26 protein-coding genes and 1 tRNA gene are annotated in these 22718 nt (G+C 63.8%); 22 read left to right on the top strand and 5 right to left on the bottom strand.

Going from position 1 to position 22718, the window contains the following annotated elements; genetic code table 11:
- Nucleotides 1-3: 3 nt before the first annotated feature.
- The 10 genes from EEB15_RS20190 (at nucleotide 4) to EEB15_RS20145 (ending at nucleotide 11126) form a co-directional block, all read left to right on the top strand.
- The gene (locus EEB15_RS20190; protein WP_141511683.1) at nucleotides 4-210 is read left to right on the top strand and encodes a formate dehydrogenase; all 207 of its coding nucleotides are present in this window, start codon (nucleotides 4-6) and stop codon (nucleotides 208-210) included.
- A gap of 22 nt (nucleotides 211-232) precedes the next feature.
- On the top strand, nucleotides 233-3205 hold the full coding sequence (locus tag EEB15_RS20185) for a formate dehydrogenase subunit alpha (protein ID WP_141511682.1): 2973 nt from the start codon (nucleotides 233-235) through the stop codon (nucleotides 3203-3205).
- A gap of 2 nt (nucleotides 3206-3207) precedes the next feature.
- Nucleotides 3208-3825 (top strand): formate dehydrogenase FDH3 subunit beta, encoded by a 618-nt coding sequence (gene fdh3B, locus EEB15_RS20180; RefSeq protein ID WP_141511681.1) that lies wholly within the window; start codon nucleotides 3208-3210, stop codon nucleotides 3823-3825.
- Entirely contained in the window at nucleotides 3822-4058 is a 237-nt protein-coding gene (locus EEB15_RS20175) for a hypothetical protein (RefSeq protein WP_141511680.1), read from the top strand. Before fdh3B ends, EEB15_RS20175 begins: the two co-directional genes overlap by 4 nt.
- A 9-nt stretch (nucleotides 4059-4067) precedes the next feature.
- Nucleotides 4068-5255, top strand: coding sequence for a formate dehydrogenase subunit gamma (locus tag EEB15_RS20170; RefSeq protein WP_141511679.1), 1188 nt, complete (start codon nucleotides 4068-4070; stop codon nucleotides 5253-5255).
- Nucleotides 5256-5274: 19 nt separating this feature from the next.
- Entirely contained in the window at nucleotides 5275-5748 is a 474-nt protein-coding gene (locus EEB15_RS20165; RefSeq protein ID WP_141511678.1) for a hypothetical protein, read from the top strand.
- A 19-nt stretch (nucleotides 5749-5767) separates the two neighbouring features.
- Entirely contained in the window at nucleotides 5768-6616 is an 849-nt protein-coding gene (locus EEB15_RS20160; RefSeq protein ID WP_141511766.1) for a formate dehydrogenase accessory sulfurtransferase FdhD, read from the top strand.
- Nucleotides 6617-6644: 28 nt separating this feature from the next.
- The gene (locus EEB15_RS20155; RefSeq protein WP_141511677.1) at nucleotides 6645-8081 is read left to right on the top strand and encodes a C13 family peptidase; all 1437 of its coding nucleotides are present in this window, start codon (nucleotides 6645-6647) and stop codon (nucleotides 8079-8081) included.
- A gap of 79 nt (nucleotides 8082-8160) precedes the next feature.
- Complete coding sequence (locus tag EEB15_RS20150) at nucleotides 8161-10683, top strand: ABC transporter permease (RefSeq protein ID WP_141511676.1); 2523 nt, start codon at nucleotides 8161-8163, stop codon at nucleotides 10681-10683.
- 38 nt (nucleotides 10684-10721) lie between these two features.
- On the top strand, nucleotides 10722-11126 hold the full coding sequence (locus EEB15_RS20145; RefSeq protein ID WP_141511675.1) for a group II truncated hemoglobin: 405 nt from the start codon (nucleotides 10722-10724) through the stop codon (nucleotides 11124-11126).
- Nucleotides 11127-11170: 44 nt separating this feature from the next.
- Here the strand turns inward: EEB15_RS20145 and EEB15_RS20140 are convergent, their stop codons facing one another.
- The 4 genes from EEB15_RS20140 to radC all read right to left on the bottom strand — a co-directional run bounded on the left by EEB15_RS20140 (nucleotide 11171) and on the right by radC (nucleotide 13370).
- Nucleotides 11171-11410, bottom strand: coding sequence for a hypothetical protein (locus EEB15_RS20140; protein ID WP_141511674.1), 240 nt, complete (start codon nucleotides 11408-11410; stop codon nucleotides 11171-11173).
- A 109-nt stretch (nucleotides 11411-11519) separates the two neighbouring features.
- On the bottom strand, nucleotides 11520-11975 hold the full coding sequence (locus EEB15_RS20135) for a GNAT family N-acetyltransferase (protein ID WP_141511673.1): 456 nt from the start codon (nucleotides 11973-11975) through the stop codon (nucleotides 11520-11522).
- Between the two features lie 45 nt (nucleotides 11976-12020).
- Nucleotides 12021-12677, bottom strand: a complete 657-nt coding sequence (locus EEB15_RS20130; protein WP_141511672.1) for a Smr/MutS family protein — start codon at nucleotides 12675-12677, stop codon at nucleotides 12021-12023.
- Between the two features lie 15 nt (nucleotides 12678-12692).
- A complete protein-coding gene (gene radC, locus EEB15_RS20125; protein WP_141511671.1) occupies nucleotides 12693-13370 on the bottom strand; it encodes a DNA repair protein RadC in 678 nt (225 codons plus the stop codon).
- A gap of 54 nt (nucleotides 13371-13424) precedes the next feature.
- Here radC and EEB15_RS20120 point away from each other — a divergent pair, with 54 nt between their 5' ends.
- The 7 genes from EEB15_RS20120 (at nucleotide 13425) to EEB15_RS20090 (ending at nucleotide 18550) form a co-directional block, all read left to right on the top strand.
- On the top strand, nucleotides 13425-13913 hold the full coding sequence (locus EEB15_RS20120) for a peptidylprolyl isomerase (RefSeq protein WP_141511670.1): 489 nt from the start codon (nucleotides 13425-13427) through the stop codon (nucleotides 13911-13913).
- Complete coding sequence (gene ispH, locus EEB15_RS20115) at nucleotides 13910-14845, top strand: 4-hydroxy-3-methylbut-2-enyl diphosphate reductase (RefSeq protein WP_141511669.1); 936 nt, start codon at nucleotides 13910-13912, stop codon at nucleotides 14843-14845. Before EEB15_RS20120 ends, ispH begins: the two co-directional genes overlap by 4 nt.
- Nucleotides 14842-15780, top strand: coding sequence for a threonine/serine dehydratase (locus EEB15_RS20110; protein WP_141511668.1), 939 nt, complete (start codon nucleotides 14842-14844; stop codon nucleotides 15778-15780). The genes ispH and EEB15_RS20110 overlap by 4 nt, the downstream gene beginning before the upstream one ends.
- 139 nt (nucleotides 15781-15919) lie before the next feature.
- Nucleotides 15920-17230 carry a serine--tRNA ligase gene (gene serS / locus EEB15_RS20105; protein WP_141511667.1) on the top strand — a complete coding sequence of 437 codons (1311 nt, stop codon included), beginning with the start codon at nucleotides 15920-15922 and terminating at the stop codon, nucleotides 17228-17230.
- A 41-nt stretch (nucleotides 17231-17271) separates the two neighbouring features.
- Nucleotides 17272-17362 (top strand) — tRNA-Ser (locus EEB15_RS20100).
- Nucleotides 17363-17608: 246 nt separating this feature from the next.
- A complete protein-coding gene (locus EEB15_RS20095) occupies nucleotides 17609-18106 on the top strand; it encodes a hypothetical protein (RefSeq protein WP_141511666.1) in 498 nt (165 codons plus the stop codon).
- 36 nt (nucleotides 18107-18142) lie between these two features.
- The gene (locus EEB15_RS20090; protein WP_141511665.1) at nucleotides 18143-18550 is read left to right on the top strand and encodes a hypothetical protein; all 408 of its coding nucleotides are present in this window, start codon (nucleotides 18143-18145) and stop codon (nucleotides 18548-18550) included.
- A 73-nt stretch (nucleotides 18551-18623) separates the two neighbouring features.
- Here EEB15_RS20090 and EEB15_RS20085 read toward each other — a convergent pair whose 3' ends face one another.
- Nucleotides 18624-18968, bottom strand: a complete 345-nt coding sequence (locus EEB15_RS20085) for a hypothetical protein (protein ID WP_141511664.1) — start codon at nucleotides 18966-18968, stop codon at nucleotides 18624-18626.
- A gap of 212 nt (nucleotides 18969-19180) precedes the next feature.
- Between EEB15_RS20085 and EEB15_RS20080 the strand changes: the two genes are divergently transcribed.
- From EEB15_RS20080 to EEB15_RS20060, 5 genes are all read left to right on the top strand, one after another.
- Nucleotides 19181-19417 (top strand): hypothetical protein, encoded by a 237-nt coding sequence (locus EEB15_RS20080; protein WP_141511663.1) that lies wholly within the window; start codon nucleotides 19181-19183, stop codon nucleotides 19415-19417.
- Between the two features lie 759 nt (nucleotides 19418-20176).
- Nucleotides 20177-20866 carry a hypothetical protein gene (locus EEB15_RS20075; RefSeq protein ID WP_141511662.1) on the top strand — a complete coding sequence of 230 codons (690 nt, stop codon included), beginning with the start codon at nucleotides 20177-20179 and terminating at the stop codon, nucleotides 20864-20866.
- A 77-nt stretch (nucleotides 20867-20943) separates the two neighbouring features.
- Nucleotides 20944-21183 (top strand): hypothetical protein, encoded by a 240-nt coding sequence (locus EEB15_RS20070; RefSeq protein ID WP_141511661.1) that lies wholly within the window; start codon nucleotides 20944-20946, stop codon nucleotides 21181-21183.
- Between the two features lie 88 nt (nucleotides 21184-21271).
- The gene (locus tag EEB15_RS20065) at nucleotides 21272-21508 is read left to right on the top strand and encodes a hypothetical protein (RefSeq protein ID WP_141511660.1); all 237 of its coding nucleotides are present in this window, start codon (nucleotides 21272-21274) and stop codon (nucleotides 21506-21508) included.
- Nucleotides 21509-21623: 115 nt separating this feature from the next.
- The gene (locus tag EEB15_RS20060; RefSeq protein WP_141511659.1) at nucleotides 21624-22214 is read left to right on the top strand and encodes a hypothetical protein; all 591 of its coding nucleotides are present in this window, start codon (nucleotides 21624-21626) and stop codon (nucleotides 22212-22214) included.
- Nucleotides 22215-22718 lie beyond the last annotated feature (504 nt).

Raw genomic sequence — 22718 nt, 5'->3', positions numbered from 1 at the left:
GAGATGAGCCAGCCCAAGAGCAAGCTGTCACGCAGAACCCTTTTTGCAGGCGCCGGCACCGCCGGTGCACTGGCCGCGGCAGCCACGCTATTGCCCGGCGCGGTGCAAGACACCGCAGCCCTTCCCGAATCCAAAGAGCCACCCGCCAAAGGCGGCGGCTACCAACTGACCGAACACGTCAAGCGGTACTACAAGAGCACCCTCGTCTAATTCCGAGCAGCAGGAGACCTCCATGTTGTTGACCAAGAAATCGGGCGCGGCCCAAGGTGGCGCGCTCGCGCGCTCGCCGTTCACCCACAGCTTGCAGCGGGGCTTGTCCACCGCTCTGCCCACGATGGACCGCCGCGCTTTCCTGCGCCGCTCCGGGCTGGGCGTGGGTGTCGGCATCGCGGCATCGTCGCTGACGCTGGTGAAGAAGTCGCATGCCAAAGAGGGCGCGGCCACGGCGATAGGCGACGGGACGATCCAGGTGCGGCGCACCGTGTGCAGCCACTGCTCGGTGGGCTGCGCCATCGACGCCGTGGTCGAGAACGGCGTGTGGGTGCGGCAGGAGCCGGTGTTCGACTCGCCGCTGAACCTGGGCGCGCACTGCGCCAAGGGCGCGGCCATTCGCGAACACGGCCACGGCGAGTTCCGCCTGCGCTACCCGATGAAGCTGGTGGGCGGCAAGTACGAGCGCATCAGCTGGGACACGGCACTCAACGAGATCAGCGCGAAGATGATGGAGCTGCGCAAGGCCAGCGGCCCGGACTCGGTGTACTGGGTCGGCTCCTCCAAGCACAACAACGAGCAGGCGTACCTGATGCGCAAGTTCGTCAGCTTCTGGGGCAGCAACAACTGCGACCACCAGGCGCGCATCTGCCACTCCACCACGGTGGCCGGCGTCGCCAACACATGGGGCTACGGCGCCATGACCAATTCGTACAACGACATGCAGAACAGCAAGTGCGCGTTGTACATCGGCTCCAACGCCGCCGAGGCGCATCCGGTCTCCATGCTGCACATGCTGCACGCCAAGGAGACCGGCTGCAAGATGATCGTGGTCGATCCGCGCTTCACCCGCACGGCGGCCAAGGCCGACGAATACATCCGCATCCGCTCGGGCTCGGACATCCCGTTCCTGTTCGGCATGCTGTACCACATCTTCAAGAACGGCTGGGAAGACAAGAAGTACATCAACGACCGCGTCTTCGGCATGGACAAGGTCAAGGAAGACGTGATGGCGAAGTGGACGCCCGACAAGGTCGAGGAGGCCTGCGGCGTTCCGGAAGCAACCGTATTCAAGGCCGCGCAGATGATGGCCATGAACCGGCCTTCCACGCTGGTGTGGTGCATGGGGCAGACCCAGCACACCATCGGCAACGCCATGGTCCGTGCCTCCTGCATCGTGCAGCTGGCGCTCGGTAATGTCGGTGTGTCGGGCGGCGGCGCGAACATCTTCCGTGGCCACGACAACGTGCAGGGCGCCACCGACGTCGGGCCCAACCCCGACTCCCTGCCCGGCTACTACGGCATCGTCGAAGGCTCGTGGCGGCATTTCGCCAAGGCCTGGGGTGTGGACTACGAGTGGATCAAGAAGCAGTTCGCCAGCCCCGCCATGATGAGCAAGCCCGGCATCACGGTGTCGCGCTGGATCGACGGCGTGCTCGAGAAGAACGAGAACATCGACCAGGACCCGAACCTGCGGGCCATGGTGTTCTGGGGCCACGCGCCCAACTCGCAGACCCGCGGCCTGGAAATGAAGAAGGCCATGGACAAGCTGGACCTGCTGGTGGTGATCGATCCGTACCCGTCGGCCACGGCGGCGATGGCGGCCATGCCCAGCGCGGCGGGCGACCTCAACGCCAATCGCGCGGTGTACCTGCTGCCGGCTGCGACGCAGTTCGAGACCAGTGGCTCCGTGACGGCGTCGAACCGCTCGATCCAGTGGCGCGAGAAGGTGATCGAGCCGCTGTGGGAAAGCCGCAGCGACCACATGATCATGCAGCAGCTGGCCGACAAGCTGGGCTTCGGCAAGGAGCTGTCCAAGAACTACAAGATGCAGAAGGTGAAGGGCATGGACGAGCCCGTGCCCGAAGACATCCTGCGCGAGATCAACAAGTGCGTGTGGACCATCGGCTACACGGGCCAGAGCCCGGAGCGGCTGAAGGCGCACATGAAGAACATGCATGCCTTCGACGTCAAGACCTTGCGGGCCAAGGAGGGCGCCAAAGACAAGGACACGGGCTACGACCTCACTGGCGACTACTTCGGGTTGCCCTGGCCCTGCTTCGGCACGCCGGAACTCAAGCACCCGGGCTCGCCCAACCTGTACGACACGAGCAAACACGTGATGGAAGGCGGCGGCAATTTCCGCGCGAACTTCGGCGTGGAGCGCGAAGGCAAGAACCTGCTGGCCGAAGACGGATCTGCGTCGAAAGGCGCGGACATCCAGACCGGTTATCCGGAATTCGACCACGTGCTGCTCAAGAAGCTCGGTTGGTGGGACGAGCTCACGGCCGCCGAGAAGGCGCTGGCTGAAGGCAAGAACTGGAAGACCGACAACTCCGGCGGCATCATCCGCGTCACCATGAAGAACCATGGCTGCCACGTGTTCGGCAACGCGAAGGCGCGCGCGGTCGTGTGGAACTTCCCGGACGGCATTCCGCAGCACCGCGAGGCCCTGTATAGCACGCGCCCGGACCTGGTGGCCAAGTACCCGTCGCACGACGACAAGAAGGCTTTCTGGCGCCTGCCCACGCTGTACAAGACCCTCCAGCAGAAGAACATCGCCGACAAGGTGGCGGAGAAATTCCCGCTGATCCTCACCTCCGGGCGCCTCACGGAATACGAAGGCGGTGGCGAAGAAACGCGGTCGAATCCCTGGCTGGCCGAACTGCAGCAGGAAGCGTTCGTCGAGATCAACCCGAAGGCGGCGGCCGCCAAGGGAATTCGCAACGGTGAACGGGTCTGGCTCAGCACGCCTACCGGCGCGCGCCTGAATGTGCAGGCGATGGTGACGGAGCGGGTGGGGCCGGATACGGTGTGGATGCCGTTCCACTTCTCGGGCCGGTGGCAGGGTGCCGACATGCTTGCCTATTACCCCGCGGGTGCCGCACCCGTGGTGCGCGGCGAAGCAGTGAACACGGCGACGACGTATGGCTACGACAGCGTCACGATGATGCAAGAAACCAAGACAACGGTTTGCAATATTGAGAGGGCCTGACCATGGCACGCATGAAATTTGTCTGTGATTCGGAGCGCTGCATCGAATGCAACGGCTGCGTCACCGCGTGCAAGAACGAGCACGAAGTGCCGTGGGGTGTGAACCGCCGCCGCGTGGTCACTCTCAACGACGGCGTGCCGGGCGAGAAGTCGATCTCGGTCGCCTGCATGCACTGCTCTGACGCGCCTTGCATGGCCGTGTGCCCCGTCAACTGCTTCTACCGCACCGAGGAAGGCGTGGTGCTGCACGACAAGGACACCTGCATCGGCTGCGGCTACTGCAGCTATGCCTGCCCGTTCGGTGCGCCGCAGTTTCCCGCGGCGGGCACGTTCGGCGTGCGCGGCAAGATGGACAAGTGCACCTTCTGCGCCGGCGGTCCCGAGGCCAACGGCTCGCAGGCCGAGTTCGAGAAGTACGGGCGCAATCGGCTGGCCGAAGGCAAGCTGCCCGCCTGCGCCGAGATGTGTTCGACCAAGGCACTGCTGGCCGGCGACGGCGACGTGGTGGCCGACATCTTCCGCAACCGGGTTCTCAAGCGCGGCAAAGGCGCCGAGGTGTGGGGCTGGGGCACGGCCTACGGTTCCAAGCAGGGCGGCCAGCCCGCAGGAGCGAAGTCATGAAGCGCACGTTGTCACTGTTCGCTGCGGCGGCTGTTGCGGTCGCCATCGCCGGTTGCAGCGAGCAGCCACAGACCATCGGCAACACCGGTTACAAGGCGGACGCAGCATCCTTCCAGGGCACCGGCAAGCCGTACGCCGCGCCCGGCTGGAAGCAGGGCGACAAGACCAGCTGGGAGCAGCACCTCAAGACGCGCACCCAGAACGGCCAGAACGACTACACCAAAGTGAACTAGGGGCCGCCGATGCTGCGTTCATTGTTGTGGGTCTTTTCGCTGGCGCTCAGCCTTTCCGCCGCGGCGCAGACCAAGCCGCAGGATGACCCCATCCCCACGCCGCCCGCCGCGACCGGCGGCATCCAGGGCCAGAACATCTTCGACGTGAAGCCCGAGGTCAAGCCCGACGCGAGCTCTGATCCGAAGTACATGCAGCAGAGCAATGCCGAGCGCAACAAGGTGCAGCCCGGCAACAGCGCGCCGATGTGGCGCGGCGTGGCTGCCGGCGTGGAAGGCTTCACCAGCTATCCCAAGAGCGATGCACCCGAAGCAGGCGTGCTGATCCAGGCGCCGGTGCAGTACCCCGGCTCGCGCATGACGACGGCGGGCGAGGCCTGGCGCCAAGTGCGCAACAACTGGATCGTGCCCTATGGTGGCGCCCTGCTGCTGATCGTGGCGCTGGCCATCGCGATTTTCTACTTCACCAAGGGGCGGCTGGGGCACTCCGAAGCCTTGGGCCGTGGGCGCCGCATCGAACGGTTCACCCCGTTCGAGCGCGCCGCGCACTGGTCGAACGCCACGGCCTTCGTGATCCTCGCAATCTCGGGGATCGTCATGGCCTTCGGAAAATTCTTCCTGATGCCGATCATCGGCCAGACCCTGTTCGGCTATCTCACGTACCTGCTGAAGAATCTGCACAACTTCGTCGGGCCGCTGTTCGTGGTGTCATTGATCATCATCTTCCTTACTTTCCTGCGCGACAACTTCCCGCAGCGCGGCGACCTGCGCTGGCTGCTGCGCCTGGGCGGCCTGATGGGCAAGGGGCCGGAGGTGCCTTCGCACCGGTTCAATGCCGGCGAGAAAGGCGTGTTCTGGGGCGGCGTGTTCCTTCTGGGCACCATCGTCGTCGCCTCCGGGCTGGTGCTGGACAAGTTGATTCCCGGCTTGCTGTACGAGCGCGCCACGATGCAGCAGTTCCACATGATCCACGCCGTGGCGGCGATGCTCATGATGGCCTTGTTCCTCGGCCACATCTACATCGGCACGATCGGCATGCGCGGCGCCTACAAGGCCATGCGCAACGGCTACGTCAGCGAAGAATGGGCCCGCGAACATCACGAATACTGGTGCGACGACGTCGCCGCCGGCAAGATTCCAGCGCAGCGCAGCCAGTCGCTGGTGGTGCCGGATGAGCGGGAAACCGCGCGTCCTGCCTGAGAGAGAACAGGAGACACCGATGAAGAAAGTTCTGCTGACCGGTATGCTGCTTGCAGGCTTCGGCCTGGCCTTCGCCAAGTTGCCCGCGCCGCAACTCGACGACGCGGCCAAGGCCAAGGCGGCCGAGACGACGGCGAAGGCCGCATGGCAGGCCAAGCTCGACGGCTACCAGCTGTGCAAGGCGCAAGACAAGGTGGCCGCGGCCTATCGCAAGACCGCAGCGGCCCCGGCGGCCAAGCCAATGGCTGCAGCGGCGTCGGCCACAGCGCCCGCCGCCCCTGCTGCCTCTGCGGTCGCCACCGCAGCGTCGGGAACGCCCGTTGCCTCCGCGCCCCCGCCGCCCTGTACGGATCCTGGCCCATTTGCGTACAACCCGCCGGAACAGAAGCCGCTGGAAACGTCCGGCGCGCATTCGCCCACCGGCACGGCGGCAAGTCCTCCCAGCGTAAAACCCAACTCAGCGGAGATGGCCCCGGCCAAGAAGAAGTCCTGAGGGGGATAACATGCAGGGCATGCCCCTGCCTTTCCTCACCGAAGCGCGTGCCCCGCTGACGCGCGAGATCGAAACCGTCAACGAACACGGCGACCGCGGCACCATCTCCATCCCCGCCGAACGGCCGCTGACGGTCTATGTCGACAAGCGCGAGCTGGTCACGCTGATGACGCTCGGCGAGCGGCCTGAATGGCTGGTGCTGGGCTACCTGCGCAACCAGCGGCTGGTGAAGTCGATCGATGAAATCGAATCCGTCACCGTCGATTGGGAGGTCGGCTCCGCGGCGGTCAAGACGCGTTCGGGTATCGACCACATCGAAGAGCGCACTTCGAAGCGCGTCGTCACCACAGGGTGCGGCCAGGGCAGCGTGTTCGGCGGCCTGATGGACGAGATCGAGTCTGTGGCGCTGCCGCAGGCGACCATGAGCCAGCAGCAGCTCTACGGCATCCTGAACGCAATTCGCCTGCAAGAGACAACGTACAAGTCCGCCGGTTCGGTGCATGGCTGCGCGCTGTTCCGGGGCGAAGAGATGCTGCTGCTGGTGGAAGACGTCGGTCGCCACAACGCCATCGACACCATCGCCGGCTGGATGTGGTTGCAGGACGTTTCGGTTCAAAGCGGCGACAAGGTCTTTTACACGACGGGCCGCCTCACCAGCGAGATGGTGATCAAGTCCGCGCAACTCGGTGTGCCCATCGTCGTGTCGCGCAGCGGCATCACGCAGATGGGCCACCAGATCGCCGAACAGGTGGGACTGTGCGCCATCGGCCGCGCCCATGGCCGGCACTTCCTGTGCTACAGCGCGCCGCATCGGCTGCAACTGCAGCCCGAACTGGCCGGCCCGAAGCTGGTGCGCACTGCCGCCTGAGCCACACGGCAGTGGCATGATGGCCGCCATGGACGCGGTTTCGAATCAGTACATCCCCATTCCGCCGGTGCGGCTGCGCCTGCGTGACTGGGTGCGCGAAGGCCTGCGTGCGGGCTTCTTCATGCGCCCGCGCGTCGGCCCCCAGCAGCCGTCACCGTTGCAGGTGGTCGCACTGCTCTTGGTCCTGGCGCTGCTGGAAGTCGGGCTCGCGCGGTTCGAAGTGGCAGGCCCCGCCAACTTCGACCTGCGTGGCTGGCTCGCGCCCTGGTGGAGCACCGGCGTGCTGCTGCTGTTGGCCTGGTGGGCCCTGCCCGCGCCCGACCCCGGGCACATCGATGCCGAGCGGCCCCGCGGCGCGGCGACGTGGCTGGCGTTGTGGTCGGCCACGGCCTTGCCCGCCAATCTGGTGGCGCTGTTGCTCGGCATCGCGCAGTCGCACCAGGCGCTGCCACAGCTGTTCGAGACATCGGCCGCGGCGGCTTGGGCCTTGTATCTGTCTCTGTGGGCTTGGGCCATCGGCGCGGCTTTGCGCCTGTCGTTCCACTTCGGCGTGACGCGCGCGCGGTTGGGCGTGCTGGGCCTGGGCATGGTGGCCCTGTTCTCGCTGGTCGCGTGGCAGTTCCCCGATCGGCCCTGGCAGGCGGACCTCTCCCAATTTCAGGCAGAGCGACCGCCGCAACTGGAGTTGAGCCAGGAAACGTTCGAAGCACAGCAAGCGCTGTGGCAGAAAACCGTCGACACGCTCGCAGCCGAGCGGCCGGGCGTTGCCGACGTCTATGCCTTGGTGTTCTCGCCGTATGCCAGGGAAGACGTATTCCTGCGCGAAAGCACGATGGTGGCCAAGGTGCTGGAGGAGCGTTTCGACGCGCAAGGCCGCGTCGTCCAACTGGTCAACCACCCCTCCACCGCGCAGACCTATCCTTGGGCCACGCTCACGAACCTGGGGCGTGCCGTCGAGGCCATCGGCGCGCGCATGGACCGCGAGAACGATGTTCTCGTGGTGTACCTCACCTCGCACGGCGCGAACGACTTCAAGCTCGCGGCCGCCAACGATCCGTTGACCGTGGAGCCGATCAGCCCCGGCGAGCTGCGTCAGGCACTGGACAACGCGGGCATCCGCAACCGCGTGATCGCCGTGTCGGCTTGCTACGCCGGCGGCTGGCTGGGCCCACTGGGCGGCGATTCGACGCTGGTGATAACGGCTGCGGACGCCGATCACACGTCCTACGGCTGCGGCAAGCTGTCGGAACTGACGTTCTTCGGGCGTGCCGTGTTCGACGAAGCGCTGCGCAAGACGCATTCGTTCGAGCAGGCATTCGCTGCCGCTGTGCCGGTCATCCGGCAGCGCGAGGTCGAGGCCGGCAAGCCCGATGGTTTTTCCAACCCGCAGATCAGCGTTGGCGAGAAGATCCGGCTGGTGTTGAAAGCGCTGGAAGAGCGGCTGGACAGCGCGGTGGCGAAATAGACTGTCGCGTACGCCAAATCGCCCGTCGCGCACGCCGACCCTAATCCCTGCCTGAGTCTTTGGCCTTAAGCTGGCGACCATGACTCGATCTTCGTCCTGGCAGCTGGGCTGGCGCACGCTCTGGCGTGACCTGCGCGCGGGGGAATTGCGCCTCCTCATTGTGGCGGTGACCCTGGCCGTCGCCGCGCTGACGGCGGTGGGCTTCTTCGCCGATCGGCTCAAGGGCGGTCTCACGCGAGACGCGCGCCAGATGCTGGGCGGCGACGCCGTGGTGAGCAGCGACAACCCGACGCCGCAGGCATTCCTCGACAAGGCCCGGTCGCTCGGTCTGCAGAGTGTCGTGACGCTGGGGTTCCCGACGATGGCGCGCGCGCCCGAGTCGCAAGGCGGGGGCGCCAAGCTCGTGGCGCTCAAGGCCGTGCCGCAGGGTTATCCGTTGCGGGGCAGCTTGACCGTGGCGTCGCAGCCGGACGCGACGGGCGCGGAAACGCGCGAGATCCCCGCGCGCGGCGAAGCCTGGGTTGACGGGCCGGTGCTGGACGTCTTGGAGCTCAAGGTCGGCGACTCGCTGCTGCTGGGCGATGCGCGCCTGCGGATCGGCCGCATCATCGTCACCGAGCCGGATCGCGGCGCCGGCTTCGTCAATTTTGCGCCGCGCGTGATGATCAACGAGGCCGATCTGCCCGCCAGCAAGCTGATCCAGCCGGCCAGCCGGGTCACGTATCGCTACGCGGTTGCGGGCGCCGACCGGCAGGTGAGCGCCTTCGTCAAATGGGCCGTCGATGAAGCGAAGAAGCCCGGCGTGCGCGGCGTGCGGGTCGAGTCGCTCGAGGGCGGCCGTCCCGAGATGCGGCAGACGCTGGATCGCGCCGAAAAATTCCTGAACCTGGTCGCCCTGCTGGCCGCGCTGCTCAGCGCGGTGGCTGTGGCGCTGGCCGCTCGCGGCTTTGCGGCCGCCCACCTGGATGACTGCGCGATGCTGCGCGTGCTGGGACAAAGCCAACGCACGATCGCGTGGAGCTACAGCTTCGAATTCGCGATGATCGGCATCTTTGCGAGCGCGCTGGGCGTGGCCATCGGCTACGCGGTCCACTTCGTGTTCCTGATCCTGCTCTCGGGGCTGGTGGGCACGACTTTGCCGGGGGCCACCATCTGGCCGGTGGTGTTCGGCATGGGCATGGGCCTGACGCTGCTGTTCGCCTTCGGCTTGCCGCCCGTGCTGCAACTGGCGCAGGTGCCGCCGTTGCGCGTGATCCGGCGCGACCTGGGCGGGCTCAAGCCCGCATCGGCCGGTGTGCTGGCCATCGGCGTCATCGGCTTCGCCGCGCTGTTGATGGCTGCGAGCAGCGATTTGCTGCTGGGCGGCATCGCCGTCGGTGGCTTTGCCGCGGCGGCGCTGTTGTTCGCGGGGCTGAGCTGGCTCGCCGTCAAGGCGCTGCGATGGTCGGTCAATGAAGCCACGGCGCCGCGCTGGCTGGTGCTGGCGACGCGGCAGATTTCCGCGCGTCCCGCCTACACCGTCGTGCAGGTGAGTGCATTGGCTGTGGGTTTGCTGGCATTGGTGCTGCTGGTTCTGCTGCGCACCGACCTGGTGGCCGCGTGGCGGCAGGCGACGCCGCCGGACGCGCCCAACCGCTTTGTGATCAACGTCATGCCGGAGCAGGGAGACGCATTCCAGAAAGCGCTGCGCGATGCGGGCGTGAATCGGTTCGACTGGTACCCGATGATCCGGGGGCGGCTGGTCGCGGTCAACGGCAAGGCGGTGTCGCCGGACGACTACATCGAAGACCGCGCCAAGCGCCTGGTCGACCGCGAATTCAATCTCTCCGCCAGCGCAGCACAGCCGCCGCACAACCCGGTTGTGGCCGGGCGCTGGCAGCCGGATGAACGCGGCGCGGTGAGCATGGAAGAGGGGATCGCAACGACGCTCGGCCTGAAACTGGGCGACGCCGTGCGCTTCGACATCGGCGGCATCGTCACCGACGCGAAGATCACTTCCCTGCGCAAGGTCGACTGGAGTTCGATGCGCGCGAACTTCTTCGTGATCTATCCGGTGCAGCAACTCGCCGATGTGCCGGTCACGTACATGACGGCCTTTCGCGCGCCCGTGCGCAAGGGCTTCGACAACGAACTGGTGCGGGCCTTTCCCAACATCACGAACGTCGACATGACCAGCACCATCACGCAGGTGCAGGGCGTGCTCGACAAGGTGATCCGCGCGGTGGAATTCCTCTTTGGCTTTACGCTCGCGGCCGGCGTGGTGGTGCTGTTCGCGGCAGTGACGGCCACACGCGAAGAGCGCGCCCGCGAGTTCGCCGTGATGCGAGCCGTCGGCGCGAGCAGCGTGCTGCTAAGGCGCGTGCAGCGCGCCGAATTGGTGGGCGTGGGCTTGCTCGCGGGCTTCCTGGCCAGTGTGGTCGCATCGGTGGTGGGTTGGGGCCTGGCGCGCTACACGTTCGATTTCGACTGGACCGCTTCGCCGTGGGTGCCGCTGTTCGGCGCGCTGGCAGGGGCCGGCCTGGCGCTTGCGGCGGGGTGGTGGGGCCTGCGCGAAGTGCTCAATCGGCCAGTGGTGGAGACCCTGCGCAGGGCGCCGGAGTAGGGGACAAGGGCTTTTTCGGTCCGCACGACAATAGGCGGATGCAGATCCAAGACAAACCGCCGTTCGACAGCCCCTTCGAATGGATCGGCGGCGAAGAAAAAGTGAAGGCGCTGGTCGAGCGCTTCTATGACCTGATGGACCTCGAGCCCGCGTACGCCGCGTTGCGCGCCGTTCACGGCAGCGAGCTCACCAAGGCCCGCCAGCACCTGTTCTGGTTTCTATGCGGCTGGCTGGGCGGGCCGCAACACTACACCGACCGCTTCGGCCACCCGAAGCTGCGCATGCGCCACATGCCTTTCCCCATCGGCATCCTGGAGCGTGACCAGTGGCTGGCCTGCATGGACCAGGCGATGGGCGAGGCAGGTGTGCCGCAGGCGCTGCGAACGCGCTTGAAGGACAGCTTCTTCCAGACAGCGGACTGGATGCGCAACACGCACGTGTGACGCGCGCAGTCCTGCCCGCGTGCAGTTCCGCCCACTCTGTGCGGCTAGCGCGCCGCGTCCTGGCTGATGCGCTGTTCGATGGAGCCCATGAGCGACTGGAACGCGACGTTGCATTGCGCTCGTGCCGCCTTGAGCCGGTCCAGGATCTCCTGGGCCACGACGGCTTTGTCGCGTGAGTGTTCCTCGAGGGCGCGCAGCAGCCGCGCTTCCTCTTCCTGAAGGATGGCGAGTTGAAGTTCCCAGCGTGCCTGGGCTGCACGGATCGATGCGTCGGTAAGAACCATGGTGAATGCTAACCCGCGATTCATCAGACGCCTAGCGCTTGAGCCAGGACGGTGTCACAGATGGCAACTGCCGTGCACTAGGTCTTTTGTCGTCGCGCAGCTTGGCCGCTCACAGCGCGAGCGTCATGAAAAGGCTGTGAGGATCTTCCTTGTAGTCCGAAAAAGGACCGCACACCGAAAAGCCAAGACTCGCGTAAAGCTTCTGTGCTGGCACGAACGCATCCACCGTTCCGGTTTCAAGGCTCAACCGCCGGTAGCCGCGCTGCCTCGCCACGTCGACGATGTGTGCCAGCATCGCACGCCCCGCGCCTTTGCCGCGCAACGCCTTCGGCGTGCGCATCGACTTGATCTCGCCATGCTTGGGCGACAGTTCCTTCAGCGCGCCGCAACCAACCAGCATGTCTTCGTCCCACACGGTCCAGAACGTGATCTCCGGACTGCGCAGCTCGGTCGCGTCCAGCGCAAAGACGGTTTCGGGCGGGCCGAGCTCGTACATGTTCGAGAGGTGTTCTTCGAGCAGGGCGATGACTTCCCTGCGACTCAGGTCGTCCACTTCGATCTTCATGCGGCAAGTTTCTCCAGGTAGGGCGTGAGGATACGGCAGCGATGCTCAGCGAAGCGGAGTGGCGAGTCCAGGTTTCAGCAGCACGACCAGCGCGCCGGCCCCGCCTTCGTCGCCGCGTGCTTGCACGAAAGCCAGCACCTCGTTCTTCTGGATCAACCAGCTTTGCACGCGGCCTTTCAGCACCGGTGTCTTGCCGGGCGAGCCCAGGCCCTTGCCGTGCACCACGCGCACGCAGCGCCAGCCGCGGCGATGCGCGTCGCGCATGAACTCCGCCAGGGCTTCACGCGCTTCCTCCCGGCGAAAGCCGTGCAGGTCGATCTCGCCCTGGATGCTCCAGTCGCCTTTGCGCAGGCGCTTCGTCACATCCGTGCCGATGCCGGGCCGGCGGAAGCTCAGGGCGTCGTCCACATCGAGCAGCGTGCCGGCGTCGAACTCGTCGCTGATCGCCTCGTGCAGCACGCGCTGGTCGTCGAGCTGCTGCTGCACCGGGATCGGCGGCGGCTGGTCGGGCGCCAGGTGCACGCGACGGTGCTGCGCCCGCATCGGGTTCACCGCGCCGGCCGCGCGCACGAACAGGTCGCGCTCGGCCGCGGCCTTGAGTTCGAGTTCCACGCGCGCGGCTTCCTGTGCGGCGGCCAGCTTCTGATCTTCGACCAGCTTTTGCTGGATGTGCTGCAGGTCTTTCAGCGATTTCAACTTCATCGCTTTCTTTCCGGTCTACAAGAGACCTTTTTCGGCCATGGAAAGCGAGTCGCCGCGCGTGACGATGACGTGGTCCAGCACGCGCACGTCGACCAGCGCGAGGGCGGCCTTGAGCGTTTGCGTCAGGGCTTCATCAGCGCGCGAGGGCTGCACCGTGCCGCTCGGGTGGTTGTGCGACAGCACGACCGACGCGGCGTGGTGGTGCAGCGCGCGCATCACCACTTCACGCGGGTAGACGCTGGTCTGCGTCAAAGTGCCGCGGAATAATTCTTCCATCGCGATCAGCCGGTTCTGCGCGTCGAGAAACAAGACGGCGAACACCTCGTGCCCTTTCTCGGCCAGGTGCAGTTGCAGGTACTGCTTCACGGCCCCGGGCGAACTGAAGACTTCGCGCTCCTTCAACTGCTGCGTCAGCGCGCGGCGCGCCAACTCCAGCACGGCCACCAGCTGGGCGCGCTTGGCCGGGCCGCGCAGGCCGTTGATGCGCTTCAAATCGTCGGCGGTGGTGTGCAGCAGGCCGGCGATGCCGCCGAAACTGTCCAGCACTTCCTGCGCCATCTGCAGCACGCCGCGCCCGGGGGTGCCGGTGCGCAGCAGCAGTGCCAGCAGCTCCGGGTCGCTCAGCGACGCTGGTCCACGCGCCAGCAGCTTCTCGCGCGGCCGGGCGTCGGCGGGAAGGGTATTGAGGGACATGGTGGAGCGGGCCGGGCGGGGTTTCTACAATGGAGGCAGTTTATCGGGACTTCCATGGCCACCACCGCGCACCGCATCCAGGCGGGCTCTTTCCTCACGCTGCACTACCGGCTGGCCGGGCCGGACGGCGACATCATCAACACCTTCAAGGACAAACCCGCCACCTTGACGCTGGGCACGGGCGAGCTTTCGCCGGCCGTGGAGAAGCGCCTGATCGGCCTGGAGGAGGGCGCGCACGCCACCTTCGACATCCCGCCCGGCGAGGCTTTCGGCGACCGCAACCCCGAAATGCTGCAATGGGTGGCGCGGCGCCTCCTCAACGAAATGGGCGACCCGAACGAGAACTACCAGGTCGGCGACGTGGTGCAGTTCCCCACGCCCGACGGCATGGCCAGCTATGCGGGCAGCGTACGGCAGGTGGGCAAAGACGGCGGGAATGGAGAACTTCCCGACGGCAAGGCGGACGCGGTGCTGTTCGACTTCAACCACCCGCTGGCAGGCCAGCCCGTCACGTTCGAAGTGCAAGTGATCGGCGTGCTATGACTCCCGACATGGAAATTCTGCTGGCGGAACCGCGCGGCTTCTGCGCGGGTGTGGACCGCGCGATCGAGATCGTCGAGCGCGCGTTGCAGAAATTCGGCGCGCCGATCTATGTGCGCCACGAAATCGTGCACAACACCTTCGTCGTCAATGACCTGAAGGCCAAGGGCGCGATCTTCATCGAAGACCTCGCCGAGGTGCCGCCGGGTTCCACGCTGGTGTTCTCGGCCCACGGGGTGAGCAAGGCGGTGCAGGAAGAGGCGCGGGCGAGGGGCTTCGACATCTTCGACGCCACCTGCCCGCTGGTGACCAAGGTCCACATCGAAGTGGCCAAGCTCGCAAAAGAAGGCTACGAGTTCATCATGATCGGCCACAAGGGCCATCCGGAAGTGGAAGGCACGATGGGCCAGCTGGACCACGGCATTCACCTGGTGGAAGATGTGGCCGGCGTGGCTGGTGTGCAGCCGGAGCAAACCGCCAAACTGGCCGTCGTCACGCAGACCACCTTGTCGGTGGACGACGCCGCCGAGATCATGGCCGCCGTGCGCGAGCGCTTTCCCAGCATCCGCCAGCCCAAGCAGCAGGACATCTGCTACGCCACGCAGAACCGGCAGGACGCGGTCAAGGTCATGTCGCCGCAGGTCGATGTGATGGTGGTGGTGGGCAGCCCCACCAGTTCCAACAGCAACCGCCTGGCCGAACTGGCGCGCAAGCTGGGCGTGGACAGCTACATGGTCGACAACGCGGGCGAGCTGCGGCCCGAATGGTTCGAGGGCAAGTCGCGCGTGGGCCTCACGGCCGGAGCGTCGGCCCCCGAGGTGCTGGTGAAAGAAGTGATCGCGCGCATCAAGGAGTTGGGCGCCGTGTCGGTGCGCAAGATGGACGGCATCGAAGAGACGGTGAAGTTCCCGCTGCCGAAGGGGCTGAAGCTGTGAGCCGCTCTGAAATCGAGAGCGCGAACGCAAGATTCCGCGAGGGCTACGGCCATTTCATTCGCCGTACGCCGTTGTGGCAGCTGCCCGGTGCGGCGCTGGGTGTGGAATGCGCCGAGGTCTGGCTGAAGCTCGAGCAGTTCCAGGTCGGCGGCAGCTTCAAGGCGCGCGGGATGCTTAATCGGCTGCTGTCGAACCCGGTGCCGGAAAGCGGCGTCATCGTGGCTTCCGGTGGCAATGCGGGCATCGCCACCGCCGCGGCGGCGAAGGCGTTGGGCGTGAAGTGCGAAGTCTTCGTGCCCACCGTCAGCAGCGCGATGAAGCAGGCCAAGCTGCGCGAGCTGGGCGCGCAGGTGGTGGTGACCGGTGCGGTGTACGCCGAGGCGCTGGAAGCCTGCCTGGCACGCCAAAAGGAAACCGGCGCGCTGCTCACGCATGCGTATGACCAGCCCGAAGTGGTGACTGGCGCCGGCACGCTGGCGCAGGAGATCGAAGAGCAGGGCGGGTTGCCTGACAGCGTGCTCGTGAGCGTGGGCGGCGGCGGCCTGATCGCGGGCATCGCGTCCTGGTTCGAACAGCGCGCGCGTGTGGTGGCGCTAGAACCCGAGCTCGCGCCGACGTTGTATGCCGCACGCCGGGCCGGCGAGCCAGTGGACGTAGCGGTCAGTGGCGTCGCCGCGGATTCACTGGGTGCCAAACGCATCGGCGGCATCGCGTGGGAGATCACGCAGCGTCACGTGAAGGATTCACTGCTGCTGCCCGATGCCGCCATACGCGACGCGCAGCTGTGGCTGTGGAAGCAGATGAAGCTCGCCGTGGAGCCGGCGGCGGCGCTGGGGCTAGCCGCCTTGCAGACGGGCGTCTACAAACCACGTGCGGATGAGAAGGTTTGCCTCGTCATTTGCGGGGCGAACCTGGATCCGGCGACGCTCTCCTAGGCTCGACATGCCGGGTCGGGATCGGGGCGGCGAAATAAAGGAGGAGGGAGGCCGGAGGCCGACGGGGGACATTCGCTGCATCGGCCACCCGGTGTCCATGGCCGCTCGGACCCGCGTGCTTGGCAACTAAAATCGGCCAATGCTCGATATCACCCTGTTACGAAAAGACTTGGCCTCGGTCGTGGCCCGCCTGGAGACGCGCAAAAAGCCGCAGGCCTTCCTCGACGTTCATGCCTTCACCTCGTTGGAAGCGGAACGCAAGACCATCCAGACCCGCACGGAAGAATTGCAGGCGCAGCGCAACCAGCTGTCCAAGCAGATCGGCCAGCTGAAGTCCAAGGGCGAATCGGTCGACGGCGTCATGGCGCAGGTCGCGTCGCTCAAAGCGGAACTCGACAGCTCGGCCGCCCGGCTGGAGCAGATCCAGCCGGAGATGCAGTCGCTCCTGCTGTCCGTGCCCAACCTGCCGCACGAAAGCGTGCCCGTCGGCGCCGACGAACACGGCAACCAGAAGGTGCGCGACTGGGGCACACCGCGCCAATTCGACTTCGCGGTCAAGGACCACGTGGACATCGGCGAGAAGCTGGGCCTGGACTTCGAGATGGGCGTCAAGCTGAGTGGTTCGCGCTTCACGGTGATGAAAGGGCAGATTGCCCGCCTGCACCGCGCGCTTGCGCAGTTCATGCTGGACGTGCAGACGCAGGAGCACGGCTACACCGAGTGCTACACGCCCTACATCGTGAACGCCGCGACGCTTCGCGGGACGGGCCAGCTGCCCAAGTTCGAAGAGGATCTTTTCGCCGTCACCAAAGGCGGGCAGGAAGGCTTTGCCTCTGAAGAGCAGCAGGCGCTGTACCTCATTCCCACCAGCGAGGTGTCTCTCACGAACTTCATGCGCGACGAGATCGTGGCGCAGGACCAACTACCGATCCGCCTGACCGCCCATACGCCCTGTTTCCGTTCGGAAGCGGGCAGCGCCGGGCGCGACACGCGCGGCATGATCCGCCAGCACCAGTTCGACAAGGTCGAGATGGTCCAGATGGTGCACCCGGACAAGAGCTACGAAGCGTTGGAAGAAATGGCCGGCCACGCCGAAACCATCCTGCAGAAGCTGGGTTTGCCCTACCGCGTGATGCTGCTTTGCACCGGCGACATGGGGTTCACCGCGGCCAAGACCTACGACCTGGAAGTCTGGCTGCCGGCCCAGGACACATACCGCGAGATCAGCTCGGTGTCGAATTGCGAGGCTTTCCAGGCGCGGCGCATGCAGGCCCGGTTCAAGTCCGCGCAGGGCAAGAACGAGCTCGTCCACACGCTCAACGGTTCCGGCCTGGCCGTCGGCCGCACGCTGGTTGCCGTGCTCGAAAACTACCAGAACGCCGACGGGTCCGTCACGGTGCCGGAAGCGCTCCGGCCGTACATGGGCGGGCTTGAAACGCTGAAACCGTGATCGGTTAGAATCACGGGCTTCGCACCACGCGAACCGAATCAGGAGCGGTGGCAGAGTGGTCGAATGCGCCGGACTCGAAATCCGGTGTACGGTTATGCCGTACCGTGGGTTCGAATCCCACCTGCTCCGCCAAGACCCCATGCTCCATGCGGCTCGTAGCCTCATGGGGCATTTCTCTTTGTTCGACCCCGTTTTGAACCCCGGTATCGCAGCACGGATCAGCGCGCTTGCGGGTCGTCCGTCGGCTCGTGCGACCCCAGCGGATTCTGGAGCTGGGCTCCTAGGAGACAAATCCCAGTGGAATGAGGACATTTTGGCCTTGTGCCAGGGTGCAGCTGCCAGTCCACTTGAAGCCTTCGACATGGCGAGTTTTGCATCATGGACAAGTCTTCGTTCGCTCTCGGCGCTGCCGCTGTATTGATAATTTTCGGCGGATCCCACCTCGCGTCGAAGTTTTCACCCGAGAAAGTGTCCGCCCAAATTGAAGCCGCCCCAATTCCCACTAAGCGCGACTGCCGGGAAGGCGCCGCCGTGCTCGAGAAAGCGACGCGCTATGCGGAAAAGACTGCCAATCTCATGAAGCTAAGTAGGGAAGGCAGGGTTGCGACGCAGCTCATGCATGCGGAATCGAGGGGCGGCGAAATTTGGGAGGTCAGTCACCTGTCGGCGTGCTCGGAGCGCGCTCAAAAAGCCTACAACGACTACACGGGCGCGCTGGGTCAGCTTGTTGACGGCCCCAAACTGTCCAACTGGAATGACCTCACCTCAGCGCAACAGGAAGCCGGGTTGCGATTGTTCGCCCAACGAAGTGATGAAGCCAAGTCGGCACTGCGGGTGGAGCTGAACAAATTGCGCGAGGACGGGTACTCACGGTAAATTCTTGGCCGCCGATAGGGCCACTTAAGGGAATCAATGAACCACTTCGCCGCCTATCACAATCCGGACACGATGGGGTATGGCGCGTTGGACATCAACGTCCATTCGCAACTTACCGGTCAGCGCATTGCAGACCCAACCCGGTTCATTGGTGCGCGCTTGTGGACCGTGACGGGCGAGCGACTGGCGGGTTCGCCTCGCAAGCACTACTCCTTGCGCAACACCTTCGTCATCGACAGAATTTCGCCCTACACCGGTGCGGTCCAGGGCTTCGACAAGATGGTGACGGGCAGCGATGGCATGATGTTCAATCCGATGATCCCGCTCAGCGACCTGGACTGGTTCCCGGAGTTTTTGAAGCGCATGGGCAACTTCGGCTTCGGCATTCACCCTATCATGAACTCGGAGTACATAGCCGCCCTGCAAGCGATCACGCGGGCATAGGTTGCTCGCCACCACTGGCAAGGCCCGATAGCCGCCAAAATCATCGGCAGCTCAAAGTTGCCGGGCCTCGCTGCTAGTGAATGATCGGCGGAACGAGTTCCTTGGCTTTATTGGAGTCCGTCTTCGCCAACCGCAAGCCCATCGCCTTGTCGTCGAAGATCAAGGCCACCACAACTTCACTTGAGTGGTCAGCCTCTTCGATCATTTGCTGGAGCCCAATGGCCATTTCACCGTTGAAGTACTTCGGGACCATGTCCTTTGTGTAGAACATGCCTGTACTTTGAATACCGTTCTTCTTCGCATCCCAAATGAAACAGCCAGGACCTTTCGACGCAACCATCGGAGCTAGGCTTCTTCGGGTCCACTCTGAAATCATCGAGTCGGCGATGCTGTGGTAGTTGCCAATAGAGAAATCCATTTCGACCGTCCTTGGAAATGTGCTGTCCAGCAAGGTGTTAAAGGCACCTCAACAAGTGCATTGATGTGGGCGTCACGCTATCACAGGCGGCCCCAGAAGCGCCAAAAAACTCCCTGGACGTCGCGTCACAATTGAGTGGCGCGGTCGAGTTGCCTTTGAAGGCCGCGATGGCTACGCTGAGTCCTTGACTACTTCTTTGGTGGGGTGAAGCCATGGACGACCAAGCGATGATTGACCGGGCGCTGACCGTGTACAGGCGCGCCGTCGGGCCGGTGGGGTATACGCCCAGCCGCCAACTCTGCACGGTGGAGGATGTCGGGGAAATGCTGTGCGTGGTATTGCGCAATGGCTCTGACATCCTGGGCGTTTACGAGGTCGTCGGGCCGCCGCTGGGCAATTGGAGGCTGCGTACCTTGCATGAGGTGCCGGAAGAACTCGCCGAGGGCTGACATCTGCCCAAGAGGCGACCGAGGTGGCCGACCACTTTTGGATCGACGAAACGGTCGCCGATTTAGCGGGCCTGCTCGCACCGCACGGCATCGATGCCGCCACGCTCCAAGCCGAGCTTGGAGCGCTGTTGGGCGCATATCGCAGCAACCTCCGCGTCGGAGCGAGTCTGCCCCCGAGCGCCGTTCTACGCGCGGCTGCGGCCACGCTGGAAACTAGTACGAGAGCGTGGCTGACATGGTCTTGCATCAGCGGCGCTTGAACGACGAGCGGGCGACGTGCGCGGCCCGAGCGTTCATGGACAGTCTTCGAGCTGAGGGCTACAGCGCACAGGCAGGGGTAGAAGAAGCGATTACGCTGCGTTTGCTCATGTTGCTCAACGAACAGCTAGAGCGGGACTCGGCAGGAATCGCTGCGAGGCTGGGAGAGCCAGAAGGGCCGGCGCAACTGCTTCACTGACAAGCCCTACCAGAGGCTCCGCCGGGTTGAGAAGAGGCTGTGTGTTTGACAGATTGGTCAAGGTGTCGAAAAGCTTAGATCGAGCGTGATGGGTTTGTGGTCCAATTTGGCTGTGCAGAACAAGCAGCAAATGTCCAAACCGAAAGCATCGCCCCACTTGGCCGTCAGCGTAGGCCGCCACCGTCGGTTCATCACACCCGCGCTGCGGCGCACATCACGGTAGGGTTGCTGGCACAATGAAGACGTGCTCATACTGTGGCCAGAGTGCTCCGCTTACCAAGGAGCATATTTGGCCCAACTGCTTGATTGAAAAGTATGAGAGCTTGCTAACGTATTCGAAGAGGGAATCCAAGTTCTATAAAGGAGACCCAACGATCAAGGACGTTTGCGCACACTGCAATAACGTTCTTCTCAGCAAGCTTGATTCCTACCTTGCCTCTCTTTATGACGCTCACTTCCACCAGATCTTGCTTCCAGGGGAGCAGGCGTCTATCTCGTATGACCATGAATTGCTCCTAAGGGCGCTGCTAAAAGTATCATTCAACTCCGCCAGAGCAGATGCCTCTGAGAAGGTTGTTAAAGCACACAAGGGTTTGATCAACTTCATGCTTCACGGCGGCTATCGCCCCCCAGTTGAGCTCCGCCTTCAGATTGTCACTGCTTCGAGGGCGATCAATTTAAACGAAGGAACTGAGAAATTTCTGGAGCCGAGGCACTTACGATGTGCGGAGATTCCATACGATGGTCCAATGTCTCATCGCTTCGTAGTCCGTATGATCGCAATTAACTGCTATTGGTTCTTCCTTGTTCTTCCTTACAAGAACGAGCCGCCCCACAAGTGGAGAGATCTGGTCTGCGGGCTCACGGCGTGGCGCATGAATTTAGGCGTCAAGTTGCTACCCAGCGTCTCTACGATGATCATTCCAGTGAACAAGACCACGTATCTCCAGCCCACTCTTTTAGGCAACCTGGTTCATGCATTTCACGTGTAGCGGAAGACTAACCTGTCAGCCAAAACCGACGCTCAAGCGCCGGTTTCTTTGGGCTAATGCGCCGGGGAGACAGTAGGATGTCAAAGAGCATTTACAGCGTTCTGGTCATTTTCCGTGGTCGACAGAACGACTATCGTCTATTCTGGAATGAGGGTAGAAATGTGAACGGCGAGGGCGTGGAACTTAAGTCAGACGAACTGAGTTTCCCCGTCACCGTCGAAGCAAGGAACGAGGCGGAGGCCATCCGAATGGTTCAGAAAATGCACCCCGACGACATCGTGTCTCGCGAAGGTACGGAGCGGATCGGCAAGGCTTAGAGAACACACGGACGCCCAGACGCGGTCGGCCCTCGATTCTGACGCTATGCTGGAGATTTGACGCTTGATTTATAGGTAGGGGACGAAGATGAGCTTTGTGTACAACGAGAATGCATGCACGGATATTCGAGATTTTTTCCTCAAGCGACTTAAAGTGATTCAGCACGACATCGCATTCTTGCAAGGTGAGGTTGGTCGCGCCAAAGAGCTCGCCGTCCAGTTTGCGTTGCAAGAGGAGTTGAACCGGCGGAAATTCGACGAGTCGGTTGCACAGATCAAGATCGAAGAGATGGAGCAGATCCTTGCCTTCCAATCTAAAGGCTAGCGTGTCCTGGCACGTGCGATCGTAGAAGGCAGTCCCGCGACGGACGCAAGGGCGTCCTTGTGCTAGACACTCCGAAATACTTCGCCGCCGCTGCATCTACGCTAAAGGGGTCATCATGGGCTTCCACGTCAGCACTCTTCACAATCTACCTACCGGCGGAATCGAATACTTCGTTCACGTCCTAGACATGTCGTCCGGTGTGCATGCGCGATGGATTGGCGACAACCTTCAAAGCTTGGCCGCGTCATTTGGAAAGAACGCTGGGCTTGTCACGGGACCCCGAGACCTTTCCGAGGAGCTGTATCAGTTTTTGTCGCGCAACTTGGCGGGTGGACTTGGCGCGATCGAGGGCATTCTCCACTCAACTACGTGTCTCGTAATTTCGGAAGGGAACTTGGCGCATACCCAGCAGCCGGTGTATTTGGTTCCACTCGCCACCTCGGAGGCAAGCGAGAGCGCTCACGACCTCATACAGACGCTCCTCCGAATGATCGCGGGTGCGCTGGGTGCGGGCAAACTCCAAGAGTTGGTGAGATCGCTCGGCGCCCACGAGCTCCAGCTGTCTGCTACAGGCAGAGGGTTATTTGTCGTCAACCTTCGGCGCCTGAATAGGGTGATCGAACTGAAGCCCAACGTAGCGGGCCTAGGTTTGAATTTGAATGCTGTGATAGAGGCGTTGCTGCCGCCCGAAGCGCGTCAGATATAAGCCAGGCTCTCCAACCCTGCCATCAGGACCTACCTCCGATGTTTTCCTTGCCGGTGGAGACGTTGCGGCAGCTCAATGCGTCGAACGCACAGGTTGGACTGGCGCCCCGGGGGGCCGTCCACACGTTGCTGCTCGCTGAGTCCCAGGTATTCACTTCAAACAGCGAGCTCCACCCCTAACAGTCTGTCGTCCCGACAACTGAACCAGATCTAAAAGGCGTCGCACGTGCAGCGCGAGCGGATTTATCCGGACTGCCGAACGTTGAGGTCCACTGCGTTTCACAGCCTTAAGGCTGCCGTACTGTAGGAGCGATTGGCGAAGGTCCACGCGACTCTCGATCGGAGTCTGTGGTATCGCCGCTCAAGCGCGAGGGCTTCTAGCAGCGCGTCGCCACGGCGTGGGAGGGGCCAAATCCGGCCAAAAAACCCACAGGGGCGGACTAATCCGCTTAGCCAAAGACTCAGCGCGGCCCGCCCCAGCGACGCAAATCCTTGGAGTCGGGGG

The organism is Ramlibacter sp. WS9 (assembly GCF_003797765.1).
Taxonomy (GTDB): Bacteria; Pseudomonadota; Gammaproteobacteria; order Burkholderiales; family Burkholderiaceae_C; genus Ramlibacter.
The sequence above is the reverse complement of the archived record's forward strand: the minus strand, read 5'-3'. Positions and strand labels throughout refer to the sequence as shown.

Coding starts and splice junctions, on each gene's coding strand:
- EEB15_RS20190 (WP_141511683.1), top strand. CDS start 4: ATGAGCCAGCCCAAGAGCAAGCTGTCACGCAGAACCCTTTTTGCAGGC.
- EEB15_RS20185 (WP_141511682.1), top strand. CDS start 233: ATGTTGTTGACCAAGAAATCGGGCGCGGCCCAAGGTGGCGCGCTCGCG.
- fdh3B (WP_141511681.1), top strand. CDS start 3,208: ATGGCACGCATGAAATTTGTCTGTGATTCGGAGCGCTGCATCGAATGC.
- EEB15_RS20175 (WP_141511680.1), top strand. CDS start 3,822: ATGAAGCGCACGTTGTCACTGTTCGCTGCGGCGGCTGTTGCGGTCGCC.
- EEB15_RS20170 (WP_141511679.1), top strand. CDS start 4,068: ATGCTGCGTTCATTGTTGTGGGTCTTTTCGCTGGCGCTCAGCCTTTCC.
- EEB15_RS20165 (WP_141511678.1), top strand. CDS start 5,275: ATGAAGAAAGTTCTGCTGACCGGTATGCTGCTTGCAGGCTTCGGCCTG.
- EEB15_RS20160 (WP_141511766.1), top strand. CDS start 5,768: ATGCCCCTGCCTTTCCTCACCGAAGCGCGTGCCCCGCTGACGCGCGAG.
- EEB15_RS20155 (WP_141511677.1), top strand. CDS start 6,645: ATGGACGCGGTTTCGAATCAGTACATCCCCATTCCGCCGGTGCGGCTG.
- EEB15_RS20150 (WP_141511676.1), top strand. CDS start 8,161: ATGACTCGATCTTCGTCCTGGCAGCTGGGCTGGCGCACGCTCTGGCGT.
- EEB15_RS20145 (WP_141511675.1), top strand. CDS start 10,722: ATGCAGATCCAAGACAAACCGCCGTTCGACAGCCCCTTCGAATGGATC.
- EEB15_RS20140 (WP_141511674.1), bottom strand. CDS start 11,410: ATGGTTCTTACCGACGCATCGATCCGTGCAGCCCAGGCACGCTGGGAA.
- EEB15_RS20135 (WP_141511673.1), bottom strand. CDS start 11,975: ATGAAGATCGAAGTGGACGACCTGAGTCGCAGGGAAGTCATCGCCCTG.
- EEB15_RS20130 (WP_141511672.1), bottom strand. CDS start 12,677: ATGAAGTTGAAATCGCTGAAAGACCTGCAGCACATCCAGCAAAAGCTG.
- radC (WP_141511671.1), bottom strand. CDS start 13,370: ATGTCCCTCAATACCCTTCCCGCCGACGCCCGGCCGCGCGAGAAGCTG.
- EEB15_RS20120 (WP_141511670.1), top strand. CDS start 13,425: ATGGCCACCACCGCGCACCGCATCCAGGCGGGCTCTTTCCTCACGCTG.
- ispH (WP_141511669.1), top strand. CDS start 13,910: ATGACTCCCGACATGGAAATTCTGCTGGCGGAACCGCGCGGCTTCTGC.
- serS (WP_141511667.1), top strand. CDS start 15,920: ATGCTCGATATCACCCTGTTACGAAAAGACTTGGCCTCGGTCGTGGCC.
- EEB15_RS20095 (WP_141511666.1), top strand. CDS start 17,609: ATGGACAAGTCTTCGTTCGCTCTCGGCGCTGCCGCTGTATTGATAATT.
- EEB15_RS20090 (WP_141511665.1), top strand. CDS start 18,143: ATGAACCACTTCGCCGCCTATCACAATCCGGACACGATGGGGTATGGC.
- EEB15_RS20085 (WP_141511664.1), bottom strand. CDS start 18,968: ATGGATTTCTCTATTGGCAACTACCACAGCATCGCCGACTCGATGATT.
- EEB15_RS20080 (WP_141511663.1), top strand. CDS start 19,181: ATGGACGACCAAGCGATGATTGACCGGGCGCTGACCGTGTACAGGCGC.
- EEB15_RS20070 (WP_141511661.1), top strand. CDS start 20,944: ATGTCAAAGAGCATTTACAGCGTTCTGGTCATTTTCCGTGGTCGACAG.
- EEB15_RS20065 (WP_141511660.1), top strand. CDS start 21,272: ATGAGCTTTGTGTACAACGAGAATGCATGCACGGATATTCGAGATTTT.
- EEB15_RS20060 (WP_141511659.1), top strand. CDS start 21,624: ATGGGCTTCCACGTCAGCACTCTTCACAATCTACCTACCGGCGGAATC.